Consider the following 14475-nt stretch of genomic DNA (forward strand, 5'->3'; position numbering starts at 1 on the left):
GTCTGCGCGAACAGGCTCACCCGCAGCTCCTCGACCATCCAGCGCAGGTCGCGCACGTCGTCCGCGGCGCGACGGGTGGGCGGCAGCGAGGCCAGCAGGTCGGCATACTCCGCCTGGACGCGCTCGACGACGGCGAGGCGCTCGGCGTCGCGGGCCAGCTCGCCGGGGGCCTTGTCCATGCGCACGAGCATGGCGCGCAGGTAGCGCTCGAGGTGACGCAGCCGCGAGTAGCCCGTCTCCGCCACGAACCCGGGATGGATGAGCGACTGGAGCTGGGCAGTCAGGTCGGCCCTGAGCGCCCCGACGAGCGGGCTGGCCAGCCCGGACAGGGCCACCTCGACGGCGCGGGCCCGCAGCAGCACCGGCTCGACGAACGCGACCACGTCGAGGACCCGCGGCACGACGTTCTGGCGGACCACGGCCAGCGTCTCCTCGAACTCGGCCGGGGTGCGCACCGTGCCGCCGGGCCGCTCGGCCACGAGGGAGTCCACCGCGCAGGCCAGGCAGTCCTCCAGGAGGGCGGGCACGCTGCCATGAGGGTTGTTGCCGAGGGTGAGCTTCTGGGCGTTGGTCAGGGTGGCCAGCACCCGCTTCCACGGCGCCGTGGCGTTGAGCAGCAGCAGCCGGCGCACGCCGAGGCGGCTGGCCGCGTCGCGCTCGGCCGCGGTCGGCAGCACCTCGACCGAGACGCTGTCGCCGTGGTCGACGACCGCCGGGAAGCCCTGGATGACCCGCTCCCCCGACTTGCGCTCGAACGTCGCCGGCAGGTCCCCGAAGTCCCACTGCCGCAGGCCTTTTCGCTCCACCGTTGACGCGGCGCGAGCCATCGTCTGGTGGACCTGCGGCGCAAGTCGGGCCTTGAGCGCCTCGAGGTCCTTGCCCTCCCCCAGCACCTTCCGCCGGCGGTCCTCGACCCGGAAGGTGATGCGCAGGTGGTCGGGCACTCGCGACCAGTCCCAGTCCATGGGGTCGATGCCGGTGCCGGTGCGCGCCTTGAGCGCCCGGGCCAGCTCGTCGGTGATCGGCCCGCCAGCCGGGTCGGCGTCAGCGAGGGCGGCCGCCGCGTGGTCGGGCGTCGGCACGAAGCTGCGCCGGATGGCCTTGGGCAGCGACTTGAGCAGCGCGGTCGCCAGGTCGTGGCGCAGCCCGGGCACCTGCCAGTCGAAGCCCTCCGGCTCGACCTGGTTGAGCACGTCGACCGGCACGTGCACCGTGACGCCGTCGGCCGCGGTGCCGGGCTCGAACTGGTAGCTCACCGGCAGCTCGATCGCGCCCTGTCGCCACACCTGCGGGTAGTCGTCGGCACTGACGGCCCCGGCCTCGTCGGTGACCAGGAGGTCCTCGGTGAAGGTCAGCAGGTCCGGCTGCTCGCGCCGGGTCTGCTTCCACCACGAGTCGAAGTGCCGCCCGGACACGACCTCGGCCGGGATCCGCTTGTCGTAGAAGGCAACCAGCGTCTCGTCGTCGACGATGAGGTCACGCCGGCGGGCGCGCGCCTCGAGCTCGCCGAGCCGCCCGATGAGCGCCCGGTTGTCGTGGAAGAAGCGGTGCTCGGTGTCCCAGTCCCCCTCGACGAGGGCGTGCCGGATGAACAGCTCGCGGGACTCCTCGGGGTTGACCCGCCCGTAGCCGACCTTGCGCCCGGCGACCAGGGGCACGCCATACAGGGTGACCTTCTCCAGTGCGACTGCACTGGCGCGTTTGCGCTCCCAGTGCGGCTCGGAGTACTGCCGCTTGACCAGGTGCTGGGCCTGCTTCTCCACCCACGCCGGGTCGATGCGGGCGTTGCCCCGGGCCCACAGCCGCGTGGTCTCGACCAGCTCGGCGGCCATGACCCACTGCGGCTGCTTCTTGAACAGCGACGAGCCCGGCGAGATGCCGAAGCGTGCACCGCGGGCGCCGAGGTACTCCCGCTTCTCGACGTCGCGCAGGCCGATGTGCGAGAGGAGCCCGGCGAGCAACGACTGGTGGACCTGGTCCGGTGTGGCGGGTGTCTCGTTCGGTTGCAGGCCCAGGGACTTGCACGCCTGCTTGAGCTGGCTGTGCAGGTCCTGCCACTCGCGCACGCGCAGGTAGTGGAGGTACTCCGCCTTGCACATCCGGCGGAAAGCACTGCCGCTCAACGCCTTCTGCTGCTCGCGCAGGTAGCCCCACAGGTTGGTCAGCGCGATGAAGTCGGAGTGCTCGTCGGCGAAGCGCCGGTGCAACTCGTCGGCCTGCTGCTGCTTGTCGGCCGGTCGCTCGCGCGGGTCCTGGATCGACAGTGCGGCGACGATGACGAGCACCTCGCGCAACGCGCCGTTGCGATCGGCCTCCAGCACCATGCGCGCCAGGCGCGGGTCGAGCGGCAGCTGCGCGATGGACCGGCCGTACGCCGTGAGCCGCTTGCGGGGGTCGCTCACCTCCGGGCGGATCGCCTCGAGCTCCTCGAGAAGCCGCACCCCGTCGCTGATCTGGCGGGAGTCGGGCGGGTCGACGAACGGGAAGCGGGCGATGTCGCCGAGCCCGAGGGAGGTCATCTGGAGGATGACCGAGGCCAGGTTGGTGCGCAGGATCTCCGGGTCGGTGAACGCCGGCCGGTTCTCGAAGTCCTCCTCGGAGTAGAGCCGGATGGCGATGCCGTCGGCGACCCGGCCGCATCGGCCGGACCGCTGGCGGGCGCTGGCCTGGGAGATCGGCTCGATCGGCAGCCGCTGCACCTTGGTGTGCTGGCTGTAGCGGGAGATGCGGGCGGTGCCGGCGTCGATGACGTAGCGGATGCCGGGCACGGTCAGCGACGTCTCGGCGACATTGGTGGCGAGCACGACCCGTCGCCCGGTGTGCGAGCCGAAGACGCGGTGCTGCTCGGCCGCGGAGAGCCGGGCGTAGAGCGGCAGGATCTCGGTGTGCGGCAACGACATCCCGGTCAGGGCGTCGGCGGTGTCCCGGATCTCCCGCTCGCCGGAGAGGAACACGAGGATGTCCCCGCTGCCCTCGGTCCACAGCTCCTCGACGGCCTGGCAGATGCCCGTGACCTGGTCGCGGTCCTCCTCCCGGGTCTCGCCGGCGAGCGGCCGGTAGCGGACCTCGACGGGGTAGGTGCGCCCGGACACCTCGATGATCGGCGCCGGCACGCCGTCGCGGGCGAAGTGCCGCGCGAACCGCTCGGGGTCGATGGTCGCCGAGGTGACGATGACCTTCAGGTCGGGCCGGCGCGGCAGCAGCTGCTTGAGGTAGCCGAGGATGAAGTCGATGTTGAGCGACCGCTCGTGCGCCTCGTCGATGATGATCGTGTCGTACTTGCGCAGGTCGCGGTCGCGCTGCATCTCCGAGAGCAGGATGCCGTCGGTCATGACCTTGACCAGGGTGTCGTCGCTGGAGCGGTCGGTGAAGCGCACCTGGTAGCCGACCGCGGTGCCGAGCTCGGTGCCCAGCTCCTCGGCGATGCGCTCGGCGACCGAGCGGGCGGCGATCCGGCGCGGCTGGGTGTGCCCGATGAGACCCTCGACGCCGCGGCCGAGCTCGAGGCAGATCTTCGGCAGCTGCGTGGTCTTGCCCGAGCCGGTCTCCCCCGCGACGATCACGACCTGGTGGTCGCGGATGGCCGCGGCGATGTCGTCCTTGCGGGCGGCGACCGGCAGGTCCTCGGGGTAGGTGACCGTCGGCATGGCGGCCCGGCGGCGCGCCATACGGGCCTCACGGGCGGCCTGCCGCGCGGCGTCACGCTCGGCGCGCTGCTCGGGGGTGAGCCGGTCCGGCCGGCGCGAGCCCGGGGACCGCTGGCCCGACGAGCGCGACCGGCCGCGGGCACGCCGCGGCTGGGGGGAGGGCTCGGCGGACATGGGTCTCAGGATAGGTGGCGGCCCGCGCGCCCCTCGACCGAGTTCTGGCACTGCGGTCCACCACCCCTGAGAGTTGTCGGGGCCAGGACCCTGACAACCCTTCGCTCAGCGGTGCAGCCAGCCGTCGAGCCGCCGCGTCAGGGTCGGCAGGACGAGGTAGGTCATGATCGGCGTGAGCACCACAGTCATGCACAGCACCCGGAGCACCACCGGCCAGTGGACGACGAGGGCCCCCAGGGTGAGTGTGGCGAGAAGGTTGACGGGGAAGAACGCCATCCAGATGAGCAGCGCCTGCTTCCACCGGGGCGGGGGCTTCGGCCCGGCCGGCGCCTCGACCGTCGTGGACTCCGGCGGGTCGAACCAGCCCTCGATGCCGGTGCGGCGCTCGGCGCGGCTGTGCTCGACCAGGCCCTCACCCGAGCGGAGCCACCACTGCCGCTCGGTGGAGGTCTCCCAGGCGTGCAGGCTCTCCTGGTCGGCGAACCGGTAGAGCATGTGCCACTCGTCGGAGGCGTCCCCCGGACGGACCCACCCCGCGCCGAGGAAACCAGGGAAGAGCTCGGCCATCGCAGTCCCCGCCCGGACCCAGGCGATCATCTGGGTGGTGTCCCCCGCGGCGACACGGCGGGTGATGGCGACGGTGACGGGCCCGTCGGCGGTGGGCGGGGCGAGCTCGGTGGGTGCAGTCATGGCGTGCTCCATTGTCCGGGACCCCACGGCCTGCTCCGGCACCCCGGCGGGGTGGTGACGGTCACGGCGGCCCCGGCCACCCGGAATACCGAACCAGTCGGTGCGGTTATGCTTGCTCGACAGACAGATCTGTCTACTCCAGCCCCCGACCGGAAGCGCTGCCGATGACCGCCCACCGCACCCTCGTCCTGCTCGCCCACCCCGACCTGGAGGGCTCGCGCGTCAACGCCCGGCTCGCCGACGCGGTGCGCGACCTCGAGGGCGTCACCGTCCACGACCTCGCCGCGGCCTACCCCGACGGGCGCATCGACGTGGCCCGGGAGCAGCAGCTCCTGCTGGAGCACGACACGGTCGTGTGGCAGTTCCCGTGGCACTGGTACTCCGTGCCGGGCATCCTCAAGTCGTGGATGGACCAGGTGCTGACGTGGGGCTTCGCCTACGGGACCGACGGCACCAAGCTGCGCGGCAAGACGCTGCAGGTCGTGACCTCGACCGGCGGGCCGGAGGAGGCCTATGCCGACGGTGGGTACAACCGCTTCACCATGGAGCAGCTGATGCGCCCGCTGGACGCCACCGCCCACCTGTGCGGCATGCCGATGGCCGAGCCGATGGTCCTGCACGGCGTCCGAACGATGCCCGACGCTGAGCTGGACCGGCGGGCCCTGCAGTATCGCGCGCTCCTCACCATCGATCGGGCCCGGGCGGCCTGACCCCGGTTCCCGCCAACGTGGAGGAGTCCGTGAGATGAGCACCTCGATGACAGGCCGGACCATCCTGGTGACCGGCGGCACGCACGGCATCGGCCTGGCGACGGCGCAGGCCCTGGCCTCGTCGGGCGCGGCCGTGGCGCTCGTGGGCCGCAACGCGGACAAGACCAGCCAGGTCGTGGAGGCGCTGCGACGGGACAGCGGCAACGACCGGGTCGAGGGCATGGTCGCCGACCTGTCCTCGCAGGCAGAGGTCCGGCGCCTGGCAACGGACTTTGCCGCTGGACACGACCGGCTCGACGTGCTCGTCAACAACGTGGGCGGCTTCTGGGCCACCCGCCACGTGACCGCCGACGGACTGGAACGCACGTTCGCGCTCAACCACCTCGCGCCGTTCCTGCTGACCCACCTGCTGCGGCCACTGCTCGAGGCGAGCGCACCGGCCCGCGTGGTCACGGTGAGCTCGGGCGCGCAGGCCATGGGCCGGATCGACTTCGAGGACCTGCAGGGCGAGCGCAGCTACAGCGGTCAGCGGGCCTACAACCAGTCCAAGCTCGCCAACGTGCTGTTCACCTACGAGCTGGCCCGCCGGCTCGAGGGCACGGGGGTCACGGCGAACGCGCTCCACCCCGGCGTGGTGCGCACGGGCTTCGGCCAGGAGGACAGCTCAACGCTCTTCCGCGTGATGCTGCCGGTGATCCGGCCGTTCATGCTGAGCCCGGAGCGCGGGGCGCAGACCTCGGTCTACCTCGCGTCCTCACCCGAGGTGGAGGGCGTGAGCGGGAGGTACTTCGTGCGGAAGAAGGCGAGGCGCTCCAGCCCGGCGTCGTACGACCCGCAGGTCGCCCGGCGGCTCTGGGAGGTCAGCGCCGAGCTGACCGGGGTCGACGCCGGCTGACCGCCACCAGGCCCGCGGCGAGGGGTTGACCACACGGAGGGGCAGTGGTCAGCCCCTCGCCGTGCTCCCGCCCGCAGGGCGCAGGCCGGCGAGGACGAGGTCCACCGCCGCGGGCGCCCATCCCGGTGCCACGCGGCCCGCGAGGTGGTCGGCGTAGTAGGGGCCGAGCAGCGCGGAGACCGCGGCGTCGAGGTCGGCCCCGGCTACCAGCTCACCCGCAACCACCGCCCGGTCGAGCACCTCGCGGAGCAGCGCCCGTCGGGGCAGGACCGTGCGCTCGCGCAGCAGCTGCAACAGCTCAGGGGCACGCGCCTCCTCGGCCAGGCAGGTCCCGATGAGGGCCATCCCGTTGACCTGCTGCACCGTGGTCGCGAAGTCCTCCAGGATCGCCACGAGGTCGGCGCGGGTGTCCCCGCTGCCGGCGTCGGCGTGGACCATCCGCATCGCCTCCAGCGCGGCGGTGACCAGGTCGGCCTTGGTCTGCCAGCGCAGGTGGATGGTCGACTTGCTGACGCCGGCGGCGTCCGCGACCAGCTGCAGGGTCATGCCGGAGTAGCCCTGCGTCGACAGCAGGCGCAGGGCCTCCCGCAGGATCGCCGCCTCCTTCTCCGGCGACCGGGGGCGGCCGGCGGCGCGGGCGTGGCTCTGGGGCATGCGGTCACGATAGGGCCGGCCATCACTGCCCCGCCGTGGACACGGTGAAGACTTCGGCACACCCGGGTGTGGTGAAGTCTTCACCGGAGTCGAGGAACCGCGGGTCAGCGCGGGCGCAGCCCGTCGAGCACCACCGTGCAGACCCGGTCGAGGGCCTGCTCGACGCCGGGGCCGCCCCACTCCCCCGCGTGGGCGGGGTGGCAGAACCAGATCACGGCGTGGAAGACCGCCTGCCCGGCCTGCTCTGCGGTGAGGGCGCTCGCGAGCTCCCCACGCGACATACCGTCGGCGATGATCCGGCTGAGCTGGTCGGCGAGGGTGGCCTCGTGGGCCCGCACGACATCCCGGGACCCGCTGGCGATCTCGTGATAGGTCGCGAACAGCTGCGGGTCCTCCAGGGCCATCCGGCGCTTCGCGGCACTCAGCTGCTTGACCCAAGTGCGGATCCGTTGCGGCGCAGGCGCTTTCGAGGCCACGACCTTCTCGAGCGGGTCGGACAGGCGCGCCAGCCAGTGCTCGGACACGGCGTCGCGCAGCGCGGCCTTGCTCGGGAAGTGGCGGTAGACGCTGCCGTGGCTGACGCCGAGCTCGTGCGCGACGTCGACCACGGTGGCCTTGGCCGGGCCGTAGCGGCGCAGGACGTCCTCCGCCGCCACGAGCACCTGCTCAGCCGTCAGGGCCTCGGCCATCAGGCGTCCACGGTCCGGCGCTCGCTGTCCAGGAACGCCATCTGCTGGGCGTCGTAGCGGGTGCCCGCCACCGCCTCGGCCGGCACAGCCGCCTGGAGCGCGGCGAGGTCGTCGGCGCTCAGGTCGAGGTCGAGGGCGCCGAGGGCCTCGGCCAGGCGGTCGGGACGACGTGCGCCGACCAGCGGCACGATGTCCTCACCTCGGGAGAGAACCCAGGCGATGGCGGCCTGGGCAACGGTCGCGCCCCTGGCTTCGGCGACCTCGCGCAGGGCCTCGACAAGGCGCAGGTTCTGCTGGAGGTTCTCGCCCTGGAAGCGGGGGCTGTAGGCCCGGAAGTCACCGGCGCTCATCTTGCGCTCGGGGCTCCAGCGGCCGCTGAGCAGCCCACGGGAGAGCACGCCGTAGGCGGTGATGCCGATGCCTAGCTCGCGGGTGGTCGGCAGGATCTGCGCCTCGATGCCACGCGAGACCAGGGAGTACTCGATCTGCAGGTCGGCGATCGGGTGCACGGCCGCCGCGCGCCGGATCGTGTCGGGGCCGACCTCCGACAGGCCGACGTGGCGGACCCAGCCGGCCTCGACACACTCGGCGATGGCGCCGACGGTCTCCTCGATCGGGACGTGCGGGTCGAGGCGGGCCAGCCGGTAGGTGTCGATGTGGTCGGTGCCCAGGCGCTGGAGCGTGTAGGCCAGCGCGCTCTTGACCGCGGCGGGGCGGCCGTCGACACCCAGCCAGCTGCGGTCGGGACCACGCAGGGCGCCGAACTTGACGCTGAGGGCCACCTGGTCGCGGTCGCGGCCCTTGAGCGCCCGGCCGATGAGCATCTCGTTGTGCCCGGAGGCGTAGAAGTCACCGGTGTCGATCAGGCTCACACCGGCGTCGAGCGCAGCGTGGATGGTGGCGATCGCCTCGGCCTCGTCAGCGGGGCCGTAGAGGTCGGACATGCCCATCGCGCCGAGGCCGAGGGCCGAGACGACGGGGCCGGCGGAGCCGAGGGTGCGGGTGCGCATGGTGGAGCCTTCCGGTGCTGGGGGATGGCTCCACCATGCGCTGACAACTGACAGATGTCAACTTTTGTCAGTCGTCTGCCCGCAAGAAGTCGAAGGTCAGGCGCCCTTGGCCGCGGTGAACCCCTGTTCGAGGTCGGCGAGGATGTCGTCGATGTGCTCGATGCCCACCGCGAGGCGCACGAGCCCGGGCGTCACGCCGGCGGCGAGCCGGTCGCTGTCCGGGCCCTGGGAGTGGGTCGTCGACGCCGGGTGGATCGCCAGCGAGCGCACGTCACCGATGTTGGCGACGTGGCTGTGCAGGGTCAGCGCCTCGACGAACCGCTTCCCCGCCTCGAGGCCGCCCTGGATCTCGAACGCCAGCACGGCGCCGGCGCCCTTGGGGCTGTACTTCTGCGCCTTGGCGTAGCTCTCGTGCTCGGGCAGCGAGGCCCACACCACGCGCTCGACCTCGTCGCGGCCCTGGAGGAACGCCGCGACCTTGCGGGTGTTCTCCAGGTGCCGGTCCAGGCGCAGGCTGAGCGTCTCGACGCCCTGGGCGATGAGGAAGGCGTTGAACGGCGAGATCGCCGACCCGAGGTCGCGCAGCAGCTGCACCCGCGCCTTGAGGATGAACGCCAGGTTGGCCCCGAGCGGGCTGCCGACGCCGAGGTCCCGGGCGAAGACGAGCCCGTGGTAGCTCTCCTCCGGGGTGTTGTAGTTGGGGAACTTCTCCGGATCGCGGCCGTAGTCGAACGTGCCGCCGTCGACGATGACGCCCGCGATCGCCGTGCCGTGGCCGCCGAGGTACTTCGTGGCCGAGTGCACGACCACGTCGGCGCCCCACTCCAGCGGGCGGATCAGGTAGGGCGTGGCGATCGTGTTGTCCACCACCAGCGGCACCCCGGCCTCGTGGGCGACGCGCGCGACCGCCTCGATGTCGAGCACCTCGGACTTGGGGTTCGAGATGGTCTCGGCGAAGAACAGCTTGGTGTTGGGGCGGACCGCGGCCTTCCACGACTCGATGTCGTTGGGATCGGCCACGAAGGTCACCTCGAGCCCGAACTTGGGCAGCGTGTGCTTGAGCAGGTTGAAGGTGCCGCCGTAGAGCGAGGGGCTGGCCACGACGTGGTCGCCGGCCTCGGCGATGTTCAGGATCGCCAGCGTCTCGGCGGCCTGGCCCGAGGCGACCAGCAGCGCGCCGACGCCACCCTCGAGCGAGGCGATCCGCTGCTCCACCGCGTCCTGGGTGGGGTTCATGATCCGCGTGTAGATGTTGCCGAACTCCTTGAGCGCGAACAGGTTCGCCGCGTGGTCGGTGTCGCGGAACACGTAGGAGGTGGTCTGGTAGATGGGCAGTGCCCGCGCGCCGGTCGCCTCGTCGGGGACCTGGCCGGCGTGGACCTGCCGCGTCTCGAAGGACCAGTTCGGGGTGGTGTCAGTCATCGGGTTCCCTTGCCTCTCAGCACTTCTCACGTATGACGAGTGGTCGCGAGAGGTGCGGGGCGCACCTCACGCGAGGTGCGGGGATACCACCAAGGGTGTCTCCGCGCTTGCGTTGCGCCGTCCTGTGGCGCACCGCCTGGTCCTCACCCGGGGCACCCCACCGCGGTGGAGGGTTGCCGGTCAGCGAGCCGGGGCTTGGCGCTGACACTCATGACCTGTGACCGACATTAGGCCGCGCTCCCGGCCGCTGGAACGGCCGTCTCTCATGGCGGACGCCGGCGCTCCGCTCAGATGCCGAGCGCCGAGAGCGTGACGAACGAGTATCCGGCTGCCCGCAGCTGGCTGATGACTCGGGGCAGGGCGTCCGCGTCGAGGGTGGTGTGGTCGTCGGGGTTGGACCCGACGTGCATGAGCACGATCTCGCCGGGGGTGCGCGCGGCCAGGACCCGGGCCACGACGGTGTCGGCGCTCTGGCCGCCGGAGGTGCCCTTCCATCCGAGGGTGTCGATGGTCCAGCCGACGGCGACGTAGCCCATGCCGTTGACCAGGGACAGCGTGTGCGCGGTGTACTCCCCGAACGGGAAGCGGAACAGCGGCCTGGGGCTGCGCCCGGTCACCGCGGTGATCGCCGCGGCGCCGTCGCTCACCTCGGTCCGCACCGCGGCGTCGGACAGGGTGCTCAGGTGCGGGTGGTTGTCGGTGTGGTTGCCGATCCGCCCGTAGGTCGCCATCTGGCGGGACAACGCGGGGAAGGCGCGGACGAAGTCGCCGGTGAGGCAGAAGCTGGCCGGCACGTGCTGGGCCTTGAGCGTGGCCAGGATCGCGGGGACGCCGTCACCGTTGGCGCCGGCGTCGAAAGTCAGCGCGACGACCTTCGACGTCGTGGGGACGCGCGAGACCACGGTGCCGAGCAGGTGGGCCGGCAGCCCGGGGTTCGCCGGCCGAGGCGAGGTGGTCGGCGGCCGCGGGGTGGTGCGCGTCGGTGCCGGAGCCGTCGGAAGCGGAGTGCTGGTCGGCCGGGTCGTGACGCTCGCGCGGGTCGACGGGCTGGGTGCACTCGTCCGGGTGGACGTCGGCGTGGGGCGGCCCGTGGTGCTCGTCGCCGGCCCGGAGGTGGCCGGCCGGCCGGACGTGGTCGGCATACCGGCGGTGGAGGACGGACGCGCTGCCCCGGTCCCCGGGGAGCCGCCACAGGCTGCGGTCACCGCGAGCACGGACACGGTGAGGGCCAGCGTCGCGACCTGCCGTGGGCTGCGCATCGGCGACCACCTCTCCCCTGACGTCCGTGGCTCCACGGTGCGCCGGCAGGCACCCGCCCGCGAGAGGCATTCGTCCCCACGCGCAGGGTCTGAGGACCCTGCGGCTGACAGCGGACGGCGCAACCGCCATCCTCGTCCTGTGACGCTCCCCCGCCACGGCCCGACCTACACCCCGGGAACGGCCGCCGCCGTGCGGTCAGCGTTGCGCGGCGCCCGGGACGTGTGGCACCGCAACGGTCGGGCGATCCTGACCCGGACGGCGCGGCTGACCTTCGCGGCGGTCGTGGCCTACGTGGTGGCGGTCGCGGTGCTGCACGAGCCGACGCCGCCGCTGACCGGCCCGCTCACAGCACTGCTGGTGGTGCAGGCGACCCTGTTCTCCACGCTCACCGCAGGGCTGCGCCGGGTCGCCAGCGTGCTGTCCGGGGTGCTGATCTCGGTCGTGCTGACCAACGTCATGGGGCTGACGTGGTGGAGCCTGGGCATCGTCATCGCCCTGGCGCTCCTCGTCGGGCACCTGGTGCGGCTGGGCGAGCACCTGCTCGAGGCGCCGATCAGCGCGATGCTCATCCTCGGCGTCAGCTCGACCGCTGACGTGGCCGCGTCCTACCGGATCGGCGAGACGCTGGTCGGCGCGGGCGTGGGCATCCTCGTCAACGTGCTGCTCCCGCAGCCGGTGCGTGTCGGCTCGGCGGGTGCCGCGGTGGAGCAGGTGGCCACCGACGCCGCGGCGCTGCTGGACCGGGTCGGCGACGAGCTGCCGCAGGGCGCGAGCCGGGACCAGGCGTACAGCTGGCTGGGCGACTTCCGCGCCCTGTCGCACCGCGTGGACGCCGCCGACCGGGCGATCGTGGAGCTGGCCGAGAGCCGGCGGCTCAACCCGCGGGCGGTCCGGACCGCCGACACCACGCCGATGCTGCGCAGCGGCCTGGACGCCCTCGAGCACAGTGTGGTCTCGCTTCGGGCGCTGTTCCGCTCGATCGCCGACGGCCTGCAGGAGGAGGACGCCGGGCCGGAGAGCGCCTACACGACGGAGCTGCTCGGCGCGTTCGGGGCGCTGCTGCATGACCTCGCCGGGTCGCTGCGGGCCTACGGCTCCCTGGTGCGCGCAGAAGGGGACCCGAGCGTGCAGGGCTCCGAGGGGACGCTGGCCGACGCGCTGGACAGCCTGCGCGAGACGCGGGCGTTCCTCACCGAGCTGCTGCTCGTCGACGCCCGCGAGAGCCCGAACCTGTGGCTGCTGCGCGGGTCACTGCTCGCGGCGGTCGAACGCGTGCTGCGCGAGCTCGACCTCGATGAGCGGCGGCACCGCCGGCAGCAGTGGGAGCGCGAGCAGGCCGAGCGCCGGCGCCGGCTCAGCCGCCGTCCCGTGCGATGAGCGCCTGCGCCCCGGCCTTGGCGTTGGCCCAGCCGCCCAGGTTGTTGCGCACCGTGTTGGCGCTCGGGGCGTCCGCCGTCGCCCGGGCCCACTCGTCGTAGCCGGCGTAGCTGCCGCTCGCGCCGTCCGAGCGCAGGTAGTCCGCGACCGCGGCCACCAGCTGCTCGTCGGACCAGCCCCGCCGGTATGCCGTGCGGCCGGCGTTCGTGGGCAGTCCGGCCGCGGTGCAGGCGGCGTTCCATGAGCCGAACCGCTGGATGAGCCGGGCGCTGGAGACCCCGTCGTAGTCACGCCAGACGTGCTCGTAGCGCTCGGCGGAGATGGGCGCGCCGACGTCGGCGGCTGCCCGGCGCAGGGCGTCGAGCACCTGCCCGTCGGCCATCTCGCGGTGCCGCCCGGCGCCCTCGTCGGTGCCCTCGGTCATGGCGTCACTCCCTGTCTGGTCGGCCTCATCGCAGTGCGTCTCCGAGCTGCTCGCGCAGGGCTGCGCCGATCGCGTGCATCACCGCGAGCGCCTCGTCCCGCCGGTCCGGCCCGGCGGGGTCCCAGCGGCACAGGACCGCCCAGGCCAGCGCCCGCTCTCCTGCCTGCAGCAGGCCGACGTCGGCCCGGGTCCCGTCATCGGTGCCCGTCTTGTGCCACAGCCGCACGCCCCGGTCGCCGTCGGCGTGCCCCAGCGGGTCGAGGTGCAGCGGCTCGGGCACCATCGACAGGTCGGCGCCGGCGGCGAGCCAGCCCAGCACCCGCTCCGACACCGCCGGGCTGATCGCCTCCCCGTGGTGGAGCTCGACCATCAGGTCCGCCAGCTCGCTCGCGGTGCCCTCTGACAGCGTGGGCGGGTCCTGGGCGGTGCGGCGGTCACGGACCCGGTCGTGCAGCCGGGTTGCCTTGAGCCCCAACGCGTCGGTGGTGCGGTCGACGGCGTCCAGGCCCACGGCGCGCAGCAGCACGTTGGTCGCGTAGTTGTCGCTGACCGCGCCGATGAGCGTGGCCAGGTCGTGCACGGACAGCTCGTCGGCGGTCAGGTGCTGCCACAGTCCGGAGTCGGCCACGGCGTCCTCGGGGGCCCGCAGCAGCGGCATCGCCGGGGTCAGCTCGCCGGACTCGAGCTGCGCCGCCACGGTGAGCAGCAGCAGGACCTTGCCCACGCTCGCGGTGGGCAGCAGGAGGTCAGGGGACACGGCATACAGCTCCTGGCGCGTGACCGCGTCGAGGACCCGGACCGACCACTGCATGTCCGTCACCTGCGCCAGGGCGTCGGTGTCGCCCTCCCACCCTGCTGCCATGGCGCTCAGGCTAGGCCCCAGCGAGCCACGACGGGGGCCAAGGGTCGCGTGGGTCTGTGGCCAGTTGGCCGCTTTCAGTGCGGCTCGGGTGACTAGTCACTTGTGGTGGTTCTTGTCCGATATCTCGGACACGCGCCCCCGCGGGGCGGCAGGATCCCGCCATGGGTGGTCAGGGGATCGGACAGGTCGGCACGGCGCAGGCACACGGTGAGGTGCCGGGACTTGACCGGCTCATCGCCGCGCTGGAGACCGAGCACCCGACGTCGCTGACCCTGGTCCCGAGCGAGGGCCGCCCGATCCTGCGCGGACGCCGCGACGAGGACGCCGGCTGGCAGATGGACCTCGACTGCCGCGCCCCGCTGGCCGAGGAGCTGCGCAGCCTGGTCGTCACCGAGGACGACGAGGGAGAGGCCGGCGTCGGCCCCGCCCAGCAGCCCGACCACACGCGTCGCAACCTCGTCCACCTCGTCGTGCAGTGCCGTCAGCTGGACGTGCTGCGCCAGCTGCTGCAGGCCGTGATCGAGGACCAGAGCAGCCGTCGCCCCGGGGAGCGGGTCGCGGCGCTGGTACAGCAGGGCCGCAGCGCCGCGCCGCGGCGGATCGACGTGCGGATCCCCCCGGCTCCCAAGCCGATGCAGGCGCGCAGCCTCCGCGGCTGACC

The 14475-nt window shown here is 72.7% G+C and carries 13 protein-coding genes and 1 riboswitch; of the genes, 4 read left to right on the forward strand and 9 right to left on the reverse strand.

The features are described 5' to 3' along the window. Together hrpA and ACXVGS_RS16755 are read right to left on the reverse strand one after the other, a co-directional pair. The coding region (hrpA, locus tag ACXVGS_RS16750) for an ATP-dependent RNA helicase HrpA (protein ID WP_458537210.1) at positions 1 to 3821 on the reverse strand (3821 nt) is incomplete at its 3' end. 105 nt (positions 3822 to 3926) lie between these two features. Next, positions 3927 to 4511, reverse strand: a complete 585-nt coding sequence (locus tag ACXVGS_RS16755) for an antibiotic biosynthesis monooxygenase (protein ID WP_458537211.1) — start codon at positions 4509 to 4511, stop codon at positions 3927 to 3929. A gap of 164 nt (positions 4512 to 4675) precedes the next feature. Here ACXVGS_RS16755 and ACXVGS_RS16760 point away from each other — a divergent pair, with 164 nt between their 5' ends. Together ACXVGS_RS16760 and ACXVGS_RS16765 are read left to right on the forward strand one after the other, a co-directional pair. Further along, positions 4676 to 5221: an NAD(P)H-dependent oxidoreductase gene (locus ACXVGS_RS16760; RefSeq protein WP_458537212.1), complete on the forward strand. Its 546-nt coding sequence runs from the start codon at positions 4676 to 4678 to the stop codon at positions 5219 to 5221. A gap of 34 nt (positions 5222 to 5255) precedes the next feature. After that, positions 5256 to 6116 carry an SDR family oxidoreductase gene (locus tag ACXVGS_RS16765; protein WP_458530884.1) on the forward strand — a complete coding sequence of 287 codons (861 nt, stop codon included), beginning with the start codon at positions 5256 to 5258 and terminating at the stop codon, positions 6114 to 6116. Positions 6117 to 6164: 48 nt separating this feature from the next. Here the strand turns inward: ACXVGS_RS16765 and ACXVGS_RS16770 are convergent, their stop codons facing one another. The 5 genes from ACXVGS_RS16770 to ACXVGS_RS16790 all read right to left on the reverse strand — a co-directional run bounded on the left by ACXVGS_RS16770 (position 6165) and on the right by ACXVGS_RS16790 (position 11150). Beyond that, positions 6165 to 6770, reverse strand: coding sequence for a TetR/AcrR family transcriptional regulator (locus ACXVGS_RS16770; protein WP_458530885.1), 606 nt, complete (start codon positions 6768 to 6770; stop codon positions 6165 to 6167). Positions 6771 to 6874: 104 nt separating this feature from the next. Then, positions 6875 to 7459 (reverse strand): TetR family transcriptional regulator, encoded by a 585-nt coding sequence (locus tag ACXVGS_RS16775; RefSeq protein WP_458535114.1) that lies wholly within the window; start codon positions 7457 to 7459, stop codon positions 6875 to 6877. Further along, a complete protein-coding gene (locus ACXVGS_RS16780) occupies positions 7459 to 8469 on the reverse strand; it encodes an aldo/keto reductase (RefSeq protein WP_458530887.1) in 1011 nt (336 codons plus the stop codon). Before ACXVGS_RS16780 ends, ACXVGS_RS16775 begins: the two co-directional genes overlap by 1 nt. A gap of 96 nt (positions 8470 to 8565) precedes the next feature. Continuing rightward, a complete protein-coding gene (locus ACXVGS_RS16785; protein ID WP_458532634.1) occupies positions 8566 to 9891 on the reverse strand; it encodes a bifunctional o-acetylhomoserine/o-acetylserine sulfhydrylase in 1326 nt (441 codons plus the stop codon). A 98-nt stretch (positions 9892 to 9989) separates the two neighbouring features. Beyond that, positions 9990 to 10107, reverse strand: a riboswitch (SAM riboswitch). 71 nt (positions 10108 to 10178) lie between these two features. Further along, a complete protein-coding gene (locus tag ACXVGS_RS16790) occupies positions 10179 to 11150 on the reverse strand; it encodes a polysaccharide deacetylase family protein (RefSeq protein WP_458537213.1) in 972 nt (323 codons plus the stop codon). A 139-nt stretch (positions 11151 to 11289) separates the two neighbouring features. Between ACXVGS_RS16790 and ACXVGS_RS16795 the strand changes: the two genes are divergently transcribed. Continuing rightward, positions 11290 to 12528 (forward strand): FUSC family protein, encoded by a 1239-nt coding sequence (locus tag ACXVGS_RS16795; protein WP_458530889.1) that lies wholly within the window; start codon positions 11290 to 11292, stop codon positions 12526 to 12528. On the opposite strand, the gene ACXVGS_RS16800 is transcribed toward ACXVGS_RS16795, so the two are convergent. Continuing rightward, positions 12506 to 12952: a homing endonuclease associated repeat-containing protein gene (locus ACXVGS_RS16800; protein ID WP_458536236.1), complete on the reverse strand. Its 447-nt coding sequence runs from the start codon at positions 12950 to 12952 to the stop codon at positions 12506 to 12508. The genes ACXVGS_RS16795 and ACXVGS_RS16800 overlap by 23 nt on opposite strands. Before the next feature lie 25 nt (positions 12953 to 12977). Next, entirely contained in the window at positions 12978 to 13814 is an 837-nt protein-coding gene (locus tag ACXVGS_RS16805; protein WP_458530891.1) for a serine hydrolase, read from the reverse strand. Positions 13815 to 13975: 161 nt separating this feature from the next. Between ACXVGS_RS16805 and ACXVGS_RS16810 the strand changes: the two genes are divergently transcribed. Further along, positions 13976 to 14473, forward strand: a complete 498-nt coding sequence (locus tag ACXVGS_RS16810) for a hypothetical protein (RefSeq protein WP_458533860.1) — start codon at positions 13976 to 13978, stop codon at positions 14471 to 14473. Positions 14474 to 14475: the final 2 nt, after the last annotated feature.

It is taken from the genome of Oryzihumus sp. (assembly GCF_054325275.1).

Coding starts and splice junctions, on each gene's coding strand:
- ACXVGS_RS16810 (WP_458533860.1), top strand. CDS start 13,976: ATGGGTGGTCAGGGGATCGGACAGGTCGGCACGGCGCAGGCACACGGT.
- ACXVGS_RS16760 (WP_458537212.1), top strand. CDS start 4,676: ATGACCGCCCACCGCACCCTCGTCCTGCTCGCCCACCCCGACCTGGAG.
- ACXVGS_RS16800 (WP_458536236.1), bottom strand. CDS start 12,952: ATGACCGAGGGCACCGACGAGGGCGCCGGGCGGCACCGCGAGATGGCC.
- ACXVGS_RS16770 (WP_458530885.1), bottom strand. CDS start 6,770: ATGCCCCAGAGCCACGCCCGCGCCGCCGGCCGCCCCCGGTCGCCGGAG.
- ACXVGS_RS16765 (WP_458530884.1), top strand. CDS start 5,256: ATGAGCACCTCGATGACAGGCCGGACCATCCTGGTGACCGGCGGCACG.
- ACXVGS_RS16805 (WP_458530891.1), bottom strand. CDS start 13,814: ATGGCAGCAGGGTGGGAGGGCGACACCGACGCCCTGGCGCAGGTGACG.
- ACXVGS_RS16785 (WP_458532634.1), bottom strand. CDS start 9,891: ATGACTGACACCACCCCGAACTGGTCCTTCGAGACGCGGCAGGTCCAC.
- ACXVGS_RS16755 (WP_458537211.1), bottom strand. CDS start 4,511: ATGACTGCACCCACCGAGCTCGCCCCGCCCACCGCCGACGGGCCCGTC.
- ACXVGS_RS16775 (WP_458535114.1), bottom strand. CDS start 7,459: ATGGCCGAGGCCCTGACGGCTGAGCAGGTGCTCGTGGCGGCGGAGGAC.
- ACXVGS_RS16790 (WP_458537213.1), bottom strand. CDS start 11,150: ATGCGCAGCCCACGGCAGGTCGCGACGCTGGCCCTCACCGTGTCCGTG.
- ACXVGS_RS16780 (WP_458530887.1), bottom strand. CDS start 8,469: ATGCGCACCCGCACCCTCGGCTCCGCCGGCCCCGTCGTCTCGGCCCTC.